The organism is Marinigracilibium pacificum (genome assembly GCF_012926615.1).
Taxonomy (GTDB): Bacteria; Bacteroidota; Bacteroidia; order Cytophagales; family Cyclobacteriaceae; genus Mangrovivirga; species Mangrovivirga pacifica.
The window spans coordinates 299,686-311,873 of sequence record NZ_JABBNU010000005.1; the positions used below are offsets into that span (position 1 = coordinate 299,686).

9 protein-coding genes and 1 tRNA gene are annotated in these 12,188 nt (G+C 32.9%); 4 read left to right on the top strand and 6 right to left on the bottom strand.

Going from position 1 to position 12,188, the window contains the following annotated elements:
• Window positions 1–30: 30 nt before the first annotated feature.
• The gene (locus tag HH304_RS09750; RefSeq protein WP_169680845.1) at window positions 31–729 is read right to left on the bottom strand and encodes a DUF92 domain-containing protein; all 699 of its coding nucleotides are present in this window, start codon (window positions 727–729) and stop codon (window positions 31–33) included.
• A gap of 212 nt (window positions 730–941) precedes the next feature.
• Here HH304_RS09750 and HH304_RS09755 point away from each other — a divergent pair, with 212 nt between their 5' ends.
• Both HH304_RS09755 and HH304_RS09760 read left to right on the top strand, forming a co-directional pair.
• Complete coding sequence (locus HH304_RS09755) at window positions 942–1,103, top strand: hypothetical protein (RefSeq protein WP_169680847.1); 162 nt, start codon at window positions 942–944, stop codon at window positions 1,101–1,103.
• Window positions 1,104–1,213: 110 nt separating this feature from the next.
• Window positions 1,214–2,500 carry a tetratricopeptide repeat protein gene (locus HH304_RS09760; protein WP_169680848.1) on the top strand — a complete coding sequence of 429 codons (1,287 nt, stop codon included), beginning with the start codon at window positions 1,214–1,216 and terminating at the stop codon, window positions 2,498–2,500.
• On the opposite strand, the gene HH304_RS09765 is transcribed toward HH304_RS09760, so the two are convergent.
• From HH304_RS09765 to HH304_RS09780, 4 genes are all read right to left on the bottom strand, one after another.
• Window positions 2,497–3,114: a helix-turn-helix domain-containing protein gene (locus tag HH304_RS09765; RefSeq protein WP_271711577.1), complete on the bottom strand. Its 618-nt coding sequence runs from the start codon at window positions 3,112–3,114 to the stop codon at window positions 2,497–2,499. The genes HH304_RS09760 and HH304_RS09765 overlap by 4 nt on opposite strands.
• Before the next feature lie 12 nt (window positions 3,115–3,126).
• Entirely contained in the window at window positions 3,127–4,575 is a 1,449-nt protein-coding gene (locus tag HH304_RS09770) for a hypothetical protein (RefSeq protein WP_169680852.1), read from the bottom strand.
• Window positions 4,576–5,545: 970 nt separating this feature from the next.
• A tRNA-Ala gene (locus HH304_RS09775) sits at window positions 5,546–5,619 on the bottom strand.
• A 33-nt stretch (window positions 5,620–5,652) separates the two neighbouring features.
• On the bottom strand, window positions 5,653–6,150 hold the full coding sequence (locus HH304_RS09780) for a C40 family peptidase (RefSeq protein WP_169680854.1): 498 nt from the start codon (window positions 6,148–6,150) through the stop codon (window positions 5,653–5,655).
• Window positions 6,151–6,312: 162 nt separating this feature from the next.
• Between HH304_RS09780 and asnB the strand changes: the two genes are divergently transcribed.
• Together asnB and HH304_RS09790 are read left to right on the top strand one after the other, a co-directional pair.
• Window positions 6,313–8,199, top strand: a complete 1,887-nt coding sequence (gene asnB, locus HH304_RS09785) for an asparagine synthase (glutamine-hydrolyzing) (RefSeq protein ID WP_169680856.1) — start codon at window positions 6,313–6,315, stop codon at window positions 8,197–8,199.
• 2 nt (window positions 8,200–8,201) lie between these two features.
• Window positions 8,202–11,153, top strand: coding sequence for an FAD-binding and (Fe-S)-binding domain-containing protein (locus HH304_RS09790; protein ID WP_169680857.1), 2,952 nt, complete (start codon window positions 8,202–8,204; stop codon window positions 11,151–11,153).
• Here the strand turns inward: HH304_RS09790 and HH304_RS09795 are convergent.
• Window positions 11,150–11,698 (bottom strand): DinB family protein, encoded by a 549-nt coding sequence (locus HH304_RS09795; protein WP_169680859.1) that lies wholly within the window; start codon window positions 11,696–11,698, stop codon window positions 11,150–11,152. The genes HH304_RS09790 and HH304_RS09795 overlap by 4 nt on opposite strands.
• Between the last annotated feature and the right edge of the window lie 490 nt (window positions 11,699–12,188).

Below are 12,188 nucleotides of genomic sequence, written 5' to 3' on the forward strand. Positions count from 1 at the left end.
AAAATAAAATTTATACTATTAATAGTACATTCAAAAAAGTATAAAAAGTACTCCGGAAAACACCGAAGCAGAAGCAGTACAAAAGAAGTTAACCAAATGCTTATTGAGATAACCTCTACTTTCCAAATACGTGCCTAAAATACTATCTACCAAATTACCTGAAAAACCCGAAATTGTTATAATCAAAAAGCCTTTAAATCCAACATCCTGATTAATAAACAAGAAAATTCCTGAAATTAATACTGCCCCAAAAAATGCGGCAATAGTACCTTCTATACTGATAGCTCCATCAACACCTCTATTTGCCTTACGGAAAGTTGGGAAAAATACAAATTTTGAACCCAGTCTCTGTCCGATTTCGCTAGCCATAGTATCCGAATTAGCAGCTGCTATAGAAGCAACACAACTATAAGTCAATAAAATTTTATACTCTAAAAAATAAACCCCTAAAGCTAATAATATCACTACAGCTCCGTTCCCTAATACATTTTGCCAACTCCTTTTACCTTTATCTATATCTTTGGATTTAGTGAGATTATAGCTCCACATACTAACAACCGTTCCAGAGATAAAAAATACAAAAAGTAATAAAACTATATGCCATCCAAATTGAATGTATGCAAGTAGACCACAAATAAATGCCCAAATTGAACCCGAAATAGTTAAGGCATTATACCTGACTGCCAAAACCAATCCAATTACTAAAAATGAAATAAAATAGTAAAGCATATTGACCTTTACATTAAAAATTGTCAAGGAATAATTACACAATTAACTTATTTACAGATAGTTATATGATATAACAATCTTATTGACTATATTTTTTAAAATTAAGTTGCTTATCAACTAATGTAAGTAATACCTGAAAACATTTCTGGCTGATTCTAAATATTAGCTGATAAAATTTAAATCAAATAACGATCATATTAAACTTTTAAATTATGAAAACTTTAAGACTTGTATTCGTATGCGCTTTATTTATTTTAGGCTTCGCACAGTGTGAAACTGAGGATCCACAACCACTTCGTCCGGAGCTTGACCAGGTTCAAGATTTAGTTGCGACAGATGGCGATAAAGACGGTGAGGTCAAGGATATTGACTAATCGTCATAATACAGTTAAAAGATTATCGAAAATAGGTTCTCTTTTCGATAAATTATTTTGATATAGATTTCAGGCTTCTTTATTTTAGGGAAATATTTTATATATTTTCCATGGAGTCCTTTTGTAAAAATTTCAACAATGCACTTAAGATCACTTTTGTATTGATTCTTTTGATACATTTCAGTGCAATTCCTGCTATTGCTGAAAAAATAGATAAAGACTCTGTATACAATGAATTAAAGAGAAGTTTCAAGTCTGATTCACATGAAGATTTTATCGAAAACTGCATAAATGCAATTAATGCAGAAACGATCTCCTTTAAAGATATGGGCAAAGTCAAATATATGATGGCTCAATCATATAATATTAAAGGAGACTTAATTAATTGTGTTCAAAGTCTTTTTTCTGCTTCTGATATATTTATTGAGTTAAACGACAAGGAGAAACTTGCTTTAACATATAACTTTCTTGGAGAGGTTTATAGAAAAGGAGGCGAATATGTTGCTGCTATTGATTACTTTATTGAATCCTTAACATACTTTAAGGAACAAAACAAGTATGATAATGTTGCAATGGTATGCTATAATCTTGGGTTAACCTATTACAACATTGATGACTATGAAGATGCCAAGAAGTATTTTTTTGAAGCTCTGGACAACAATGAAAAAGTAAATGATATAGACAGGAGTTCTAGAATTTATAATTTACTTGGTGCAATTCATTTCAAACTGGCTGATTACGAAGTAGCCAGATCATACTATCTGCTTTCTATGGAAATATATAAAGATAAGGTACCAGAAGAAAGGCTTGGGATAGCATATTCAAACTTGGCTGAAATCCACTTGGTTCAGGGCAACTATCAAAAAGCAATTTCTGAATCAAGAAAAGCTTTAATTTATAAAGAAGAGCCATACCCTAACTCTCAATCATACGACCTACCTGATGCCATGATTACTCTAGCTAAAGCGTTATTGGAAACAGGGAAAATTAAAGAGAGTATTAATATACTTGAAAACGGAATTTTAGAAAGGGATCAAGCAGGTTTCCATCAAAATTATTTTAGAGCAATAGATTTATATTTTAGCATTTCAGATAGCTTACAATTGCAGTCTTCCAATTCAAACAGAATTGCAAAGATTCTTGTAGACCAAACCAAGCTATTAAAAGAACAAAACAGTCTTCTCAATAACAGTAAAAGTCAATACCTCATAAGATTAGCGGATTCAGACTACCGATACGAATCAGCACTGTCCGGGATAAAGACAAATAAAAAGATTAATTACTGGGGATATTTGATTTTTATATGCCTGGTGTCTTTTGCCGTTTCTGTTCACTTTTACAGAAGAAGGAAAAGAAAAGAAAAGCTTAAAAAATCTCTTAAAGATTTATTGAACTAAAGTTCTTTTTCAATAATTGTTGCAATTTTTTCTTGCAAGGAAATCATTCTATCTTTCAGATTAATATTTTCATCTCTTAGTCTTACTACCTCCTTGACCAATTGATCATTAACCTGCTGAAATCTATTGAATAACCTCTCTAATTGTTCTCTTGAAAGTCCACCTGGTGTCAATGGCTGAGCATGAGCCATTTGGGCCATACTTAGAATCATTTCAGTAGATAAAGAGTCATTTGGAATTAGGTCTTCTTCACTTTCAATGGATACTACACCTTCACCAACTTTTACTCCAAGCATTGTATCTATTGAAACATCAAGAATTCTTGCAATATGGGGAACTAAATCAAGAGATGGATAACTAACCCCCGTTTCATAATTTGAAATAGTATGACGTTTGAAATGAATTCCTGCAGAATCATTAAGTAATGTTGCAAATTCATCCTGACTTAATCCTTTTGCTTTCCTAAGCTTCTTTAGATTTTCACCAAATACTTTAAACTTCTTCAAAATATGTTCTATTTTCTTGACAATAATGTCAAATAACTTTACATTTAAACCAACGATGGCATTATTTGCTGTTGTTATATGGGATTTAGTTAGGCGGGTGCATTGCATCCGCCATTTTTTTTATTGCTCCCTTGATAACAATTTAATAAAATCTTCATCCATCTTAACAAGTGAAGTAGGGGTAAATCCTGATTTCGGAATTGCTTTAAATTTATCTACTAACACTTTAATCTTATCATATTTATCACGTTTAGCCTCGCTAATTGAGATTTTCATCATCTTAGCAAGTATTTGTACGTGCTCACAGGTATCTTTGTTTAAAATTCTTATTTGCCTCTGAATACTATTAATCAACTGATTAAATAAATCATAATCATTTATAATACAGTATTGAAGTGCTAAAATTGCCTTTACCTCTAACTGAGCATATGGATATTTTTTCAAACTCACTTCATTAAGCAAGTTATTGATCCATCTTGCGGACTCCTCATATTTACCTGCAAAATGACAACTTAATGATCTATAAGTCATGTAAATCACATATTGAGGAATATCATTAGTATTACTTTCATAATCTTGAAACAAAGCAATATTCTCATCATATATCTCATTCTCAAGCCCCATTCTTAAATGACGATCCATTTTAGTTAATAAGAACTGAGAAGGAAAGGTAAATAGATTGTAGTTGGTCAATAGATTCTCTACAGATTCATTAACCTCTTCAAAATAAGTTTCTGCCTTTCTGTAAACCTTATAATGATTATAATATTCAAGAGTAAGAAACTCATGCACAATCTTTAAATGGAAATAAATTGTATCAAGCTGATAAGATTCAAATATTTTCTGGACATTATCGAGAATATCTTCAATAGGTTCAAGATCACTCTCCATTTCAGCATCTTGTTCTACAAATAACCTATGAAAGATATTAATACAGCTTTTGTAAACATACATTCTGTGAGACACATAAAGAGCACTGGTACTCAACATCTCTTTATTAAGTAATGTAAGAGCAAGCTTATCTGTATCTTCACCACTTAACATGTATGCACCATACTTCTTAAAATACTCGGCCAAAATATCTTCAGCTTTATCAACAGCTAAAGTGTATGCAACATATTTATTGTATAATTGACTGTAATTAAAATGATCAGGAGAATTGATATGCAATTTTTTTAATGCCTTATAAACCACAGTCAATTCACTTGCCAAATCATAATCAAGAAGTTCTTTCTCCAGCTTTTTAAGAGTTGCAATAGCAATAGCTCTTTTCTTAGTAAAAAGCACTTCATTAATATTAGCCACTTTTTTAAGAATATCAGTCCTCGGATTTTCCATCTGTTGAAGCAGATATTCTTCAATTTTCTGATTTAATCTAGACCTAAGGGTATAGTATGCATTTGTATTAACATCCAGCTCATCCATCACAGCAGTATCTGAAACGGATTTATCACGCATAGATTTCAACAAATATGCAGACTTGTCGGCACCGCTTTCCATTAGCTGATTATAAATTGTTTCATAATCATTATCGGAAAGCTGCTTGATGATATTTTTGAGTTTGGCCATAATGTAAGTGGTACAAATTGGGTTTATCTTTCAAATTCCAATTCTATATTCAAAAATAGGATTTTTTAACATATAGTCATTGCAAGATTAAAATTAGTTTTTAGGTTAAAACCTTACACGAGAAATTATTAGAATAGCTGTTTATCATAAAAGTACTATTTCATATTTAAGTCAACGCAACTTATCATTCAACATAACCAATTGATAAACAATAATATAAATAACTTCATAAAGAACTAATTCTGTTTTTATTTATTTAAAATAATTAAAATACAAATTTTATCGCTATAAAATCGGTATTTTCTTCATCTACCCTCTCAATATACAAAATAAGTCTTTTAGTTTATAGACTTGTTGATTTTTTAGTAAACACAATACTTTTCATACCCTCATAAAAATGTCAAAAAACGACAAAACAGACCTTATAATAGATTATTTTCATTACCTAAATAATTCAAAATCGAAATAAAACTAGAATAATATCATGATTTTAAAGGCCCCAATTACTATCGCTTCTAATGTTAAATTTTTAGATCAGCTAAAATAAATATTGACAACTAGGTAATATCAAATCCGAATATCCCCAATGGATTGAACATAAACTTTACTCTATAAACTACTTTTTAAACCAAAAACCATTGTAGCCTTACATCAAAATTGCTATAGATTGATGCCTAATAATTTTTGTAAGCATATAAAACCCAGATTTTTAATTCCTCAAGCCAAACCATTACTCCTGTTTTCAAAATAGCTACGAGATGCCTCAGATTATATATTTCTCCTTTGGGGTGAGTGAATCTGATCGAATTAGAATTAATGCTTCTGTTTATAGTTGATCTATTACCAAAAAACATTGATAAACTACCAATAATATTCAATTATGAAACTATAAAAAAGTGTGAGGTTGAGAATGTGAGTAAAGTGAAAACAAAAAATGAGAATGAAATAATTCATTCTCATTTTTGTTATGTGGAGCATATCGGAGTCGAACCGATGACCTCTACGCTGCCAGCGTAGCGCTCTAGCCAGCTGAGCTAATGCCCCAAAGGCTAGCAAATATATAACAAATTTTTATAATCAAAAATATCGGCGTGCCTTTACAAATATTCTCTTATAATATCCTTCATTCAAGACACTTTCGGTCACACCAAGCTTTGTAGATGCATGAATAAACTTTATAGTTTTACCATCATTATAAGAGACAATCCCAACATGGGTAATCTTTCGTCTCCCGGGCTTAAAACTAAAAAACACCAGATCCCCTGGTTTAAGCTTATTCATTTTAACTTTCTCTCCTTCCTTACTCTGGTCTTTTGCCGTCCTGGGTAAACTTTGATCGATAGAATTATAGGCTTTACAAGTCAATGCAGAACAGTCAATCCCACTTCTGGTTGTCCCACCATACTTATATGGCGTGCCATAATACGACCTGGCAGTTTTAATTGCAGTATTAGCTTTTTGTTCACGAATAGCCATTTTTCTGGCTGACCCACATGAAGATAAAACTAAAACCATCAACATTAAAACCAATATTGATTTCAAAAATATATAAGTAGAATTCACTGACCGTTTCATAAAGCTCATAGTTAAAAAAATATTAAAAATAAGATTACAATTTTTACCGAAAATTCATTTTTTCACTTCTTCAAGTTAAAAATCAGCACGTATTAGGGTACTTAATTGTCTCTTTTGTATCTTAACGCTCCGAATTTTAAATTTATTGAATTTTTTAAGAAAATGTGTGGGATAACCGGAGTTTTTGCTCTTAATGAGATTGGTCGAATGCAAATGATACATTTATCAAATGCTACATCTGCATTAGCTCATCGTGGCCCGGATGATCAGGGTTTATACAATGATTATAGAGTAGCCCTTGGGCACCGTAGACTTTCTGTCATAGACTTATCAAATGCCGGTCATCAACCAATGAGTGATAAAACAGGAAGATACCACATAGTTTTTAATGGCGAAATATACAACTATCGTCAGCTTCGAACTGAGCTTCAACAAGGTGGAGTTGAATTCACAAGTGATTCCGATACGGAAGTTTTACTCCAATTACTTATTAATAAAGGAATTGAAGCTCTGGATAGCATCAACGGTTTTTTTGCGTTTGCTTTTTACGATAGTCAAAAGGAAGAAATTTACCTGGCAAGAGACAGGTTTGGAATAAAACCTTTATACTATCATATCGATGATGATAAGTTACTTTTTGCTTCTGAAGCCAAATCGATTCATAATTATGGTCTTGAAAAAAATATAGACAAAGAAGCTCTTTCTATATACTTACAGCTAAACTATATACCGGCACCTCATACAATGATCGAGGGAATCAAGAAATTAATGCCTGGTACATATGTCAAATGTAATTCTAATGGAGAGCTGACATTTAGCAATTATTACAACCTTCCAACTCCGGAGCATTTCACAGGCCTTAGCTATGAAGATGCTCAAAAAAAGTTAAGGGAGTTGCTCGAAAAATCAGTAGAAGCAAGACTTATAGCAGATGTTCCCACGGGTACATTTTTAAGCGGTGGAATTGATTCTTCGATAATTACAGCCATAGCTTCAAAGAAGAAACCGGATTTAAAAAGCTTTTCAATTGGATTCCATGATCAGCCTTTTTTTGACGAAACTAATTATGCTAGTGCTACAGCCAAGCATCTGGGAGTTGATCATACTATATTCTCTTTAACAATTGATGATCTTTACAGCAATCTCAATGATATGCTGGATAGTCTGTCTGAACCTTTTGCAGACAGCTCTGCTCTTCCGGTTTATTTATTGAGTAAGTTAACACGAGATCATATAACAGTTGCCTTATCAGGAGATGGGGCAGATGAGCTTTTTGCTGGTTATAATAAATATTCTGCTTTTCAAAAAGTTCTTAATCCCGGGATAAAAGAAAATCTGGCGTTGGCAGGTTCGTCGATCTGGAAATACCTCCCTCAATCAAGGAGTAGCAAAATTGGAAATACATTCAGGCAATTAAACAGATTCGCTGGGGGAGCAAAGCTGGAGCCAAAAGATAGATATTGGTTTTGGGCTACATTTATGCAAGAAAAAGAAGCTCAGTCATATCTAACTTCTGATTATAGAGGTAATTCTAAACATGTTATTGAAGAACTTTGTAAATATATTCATAAAGGATCGATCAATGAAGTGTTAAACAATGACCTTTCTCTAGTATTAACCAACGATATGTTGGCGAAAGTTGATTTAATGTCAATGGCTCATGCTCTTGAGGTACGCGTGCCATTCCTTGATCATAATGTTGTGAATTTTGCTCAATCGCTCACTGTTGATTATAAGATCAATGGAAACATGAAAAAACGCATATTACAGGATGCATTTAAAGATGATTTACCAGAGATTTTATATAATAGACCTAAAAAAGGATTTGAAGTTCCTCTACTACCATGGATGAGAGGTGAACTTAAAAGTAGGATTAAAAACGAATGGCTAAATCCATCGGTTATTTCTGACCAGGGAATATTTGACCCTAATGCTATAAAAGCATTAACAGACAAACTATTTTCATCAAATCCCGGAGATAGTCATGCTACAACCTGGGCATTGATCGTTTTTCAGCAGTGGTACAAAAATTACATGATAAGTGAATAACTATGGATGAAAATTTGATCTTATCGACACTTAATGAACTTAAAAATGAATTTTCAGGTCAAATTCATACTGAAAATGCATTACGACATATATATGCAACAGATGCTTCTGCATATAGAGAATTACCCATTGCTGTTACTTATCCAAAAAACGAAAGTGATCTAATAGCTTTAATAAAATTAGCAAAAGAATTTAAAGTAGGATTAATTCCACGTACAGCAGGAACTTCATTGGCAGGGCAAGTAGTAGGAAACGGAATTATAGTTGATGTTTCAAAATACTTCACGGAGATAATTGAAGTAAACAAAGATGAATCATGGGTTAGACTACAACCTGGTGTTATCAGAGATGAGCTAAACCGCCATCTTACTGATTATAGTTTATTTTTTGGCCCGGAAACCAGTACGGCTAACAGAGCAATGCTAGGTGGCATGGTAGGAAATAACAGCTGCGGATCAAACTCTGTAATTTATGGAAGTACAAGAGATCACCTAATTGAAGTAAGAGCCATATTACATGATGGATCAATTACCACATTTAAAAATATCTCTGAAGAGGAGTTCAGAAATAAATGTAGTGAAAACAACCCAAATGTTGCAGAAAGAGACATTTATAGAAAAACTTTAGAAATCCTCAGTCCTGAAGAAAACAGAAAACTAATAGAGGATAATTTCCCAAAGAAGTCAATTCACAGAAGAAATACTGGTTATGCTCTTGATTTATTGAGTGAGGCAGGAATTTTTGATCATTCTGATAAACCATTCAACTTTTGTAAGCTCATTGCAGGATCTGAAGGCACTTTAGCTTTTATAACCGAAATAAAGGTAAATGTCTTACCTACTCCACCAAAATACAGTGCTTTGATATGCGCACATTTTAACTCTATATATGATTCGCTAAAGGCAAACCTAATTGGTCTAAAATATAGCCCAAGTGCATCAGAGTTAATGGATGATAAGATTCTTGAAAGAACGAAAGGCAATATTCAACAGAGACAAAATCGATTTTTCGTTCAGGGAGACCCAGTCGCAATCCTGGTTATTGAACTCCAAAGGAACGATGAAGAGGAACTTAACAAAGAAGTAGATGCACTTATAAATGAATTAAAAGAAAAGGGTCTGGGCTATCATTTCCCAGTCGTTTCTGGTGAGGACACTAAAAAGGTTTGGAATCTTAGAAAGGCAGGTCTTGGGCTATTGTCAAATATTCCTGGAGATGCAAAACCTGCTCCAGTTATTGAAGACACAGCAGTTGATGTCAATGACTTACCCGACTATATCAATGAATTCAATGAAATCCTTGAAAAGCATGACATGTCATGCGTGCATTATGCTCATGCCGGATCTGGAGAACTTCATTTAAGACCCGTTCTAAATCTTAAGACTTCCGAAGGACAAAAAGATTTCAGACTTATAGCGGAAGAAATTGCAACTCTGGTTAAAAAGTACAAAGGTAGCTTAAGTGGGGAACATGGAGATGGGAGATTAAGAGCAGAGTTCATTTCATATATGGTTGGTGAAAAAGCCTATGAAATGATGAGGCAAATTAAATATAGCTGGGATCCTGACAATATCTTTAATCCGGGAAAAATTGTCGACACACCTCCGATGGACACTTCCCTAAGATACTCTATAGATCAAGTCACTCCTGAATATGAAACAATCCTAAGGTTTGATGACTATCAGGGTTATATCCGTAGCGCAGAGCTTTGTAATGGGTCAGGTGATTGTAGAAAGCTTGCAAGTGCCGGAGGGACAATGTGCCCTACATATATGGCTACAAGAGACGAGAAAGAAACAACCAGAGCCAGGGCTAACATTTTAAGGGAGATGCTTTCAGATCCAAATGCTATAAAACCATTTGAAAATGAAGAGGCATTTGAAATACTTGATCATTGTGTTAGTTGCAAAGGATGTAAATCAGAGTGCCCTAGTAATGTTGATATGGCAAAACTCAAAACTGAGTTTCTACATCAGCGATACAAGTCTAAAGGTGTTCCATTAAGAAGTAAAATGATAGCAAACGTTAACCAGGTAAATAAACTGGCTTCAATAACACCAGCTATCTATAATTTCCTTATTGGCAATAGCTTTACGGGTAATCTCATCAAAAAAATAAATGGATTTGCTACAGAACGTTCACTTCCATCAATACATAATACCACAGTTAAAAAATGGTATGACAAAAATAAACCTGGAAATTTTGGCTTTAAACAACCTACCAGAGGTAAGGTAATTTTATTTTGTGATGAATTCACAAATTACCTGGACACTCCGGTCGGCATCAAAGCTATTCAATTACTTACCAAAGTTGGTTATGAGGTGATCATACCTAATCATGAAGAAAGTGGCAGAGCACATATTAGTAAAGGCTTGCTTGAAAAAGCAAAAGCATTATCAAATACAAACATTAGCATTTTAAGCCAATTAGTTGATGAAAACACTCCATTGATAGGAATAGAACCTTCTGCCCTTTTCACATTTAAAGATGAATACCTTGATCTTTGTGATATTGAACTTAAACCCCATGCAGAGAGATTAGCAAAAAACACCTATCTGGTAGAAGAATTTCTAATGAGGGAAATTGAGTTAGGAAATCTAAAAGATTTGGAATTCAAAAAAGAAAGTAAAAAAATAAAATTACATGGTCACTGCCATCAAAAAGCACTTAGCTCAATGGTACCTGTAAAAAAACTACTTTCTCTACCTCCTAACTACGTTGTTGAAATGATACCTTCAGGATGTTGCGGAATGGCTGGTTCATTTGGTTATGAAGAAGAACATTTTGAGCTTTCGATGAAAATTGGAGAAACTGTTTTATTCCCAACTATTAGAAAAACTGATAAAGAAACGATTATTGCTGCACCAGGAACAAGTTGTAGACATCAAATTAAAGATGGTACACAAAGAAATGCTCTACATACAATAGAGGTATTTTATGAAAGCTTAATTTAATATGATTCAATTGCCTTTTTGGCTTGTTCAATATGCCTGTGATTGTGAAATGCATATACTCTAAGTGCATCACCAAGCTTTAATTTTATTACAGGAAGAGTAGTACTAACTTTCTTATCAAGGTTAACTCCTGAAAACCCTTTCTTTATAGTATTCAAAAAAGCATTCAAGTCGGTAGTGAATTCATCTATAACCGTTGGATCCAATTCTTCATGAATTGGGTTTTTGCTTTTAAATGTAGGCATTTTTGAAGCCCCTTCAGACAATGGCTTAACACTATCTGCAAACTTCTCACCTAACCACCCTGGCGAAAACTGATTTTTAGAAACTTTACTTGGCAAAGAAAGCTCCTTCATAAAAACCGGTAAGTAAAATTCACTATACCTGTTTAAATGTTCAATACATTCCAAAGCCGACCAGGAAGTATCACCAGGCCTATGATTTAACTTTTCAGAGGAATAATTTCTTATTGATCTTGCAAAATCAAGACATAATTCAGTTCTGTGAATCAAATCCTGATTTATTTCACTATATGAAAGAATCATAATTTATTGGTTGATTAGTTTAAATATACACATTGACAATGAGTTTTTTATGGATATAAAATGAATTAACGCATAAATTATTTGCCACTAAACTAATTACAATCCTTATTAAGAAATCATTGAATATCAGAATAATAGCTGAAATAAAAAAGACCCGACAAATGCCGGGCCCATATATCAGTCAAGATTCTGTCCTAGATTTATTTGGTGTTAATCTTAAATCTAAACCTTTAGAAGTATGACCTAGTCAAATTTCTGGTCTAGCATAGACATAATTCAACTGACAAAGTGACGAATATCTTTAGTATATACCTAACAAACAAACTTAATAATAGATTTAATAAAACTAACAAAAAGTTTCTTAAGCGGTAAAAAATTTACATGACTGATTAATGCTAAATTTTACCTATGTAAAAAACCTTGACGATTTATAAAAAAACCCTGACAAAGCAAAGCTTGTCAGGGCCAATGAATTTATAATTTTATAAGA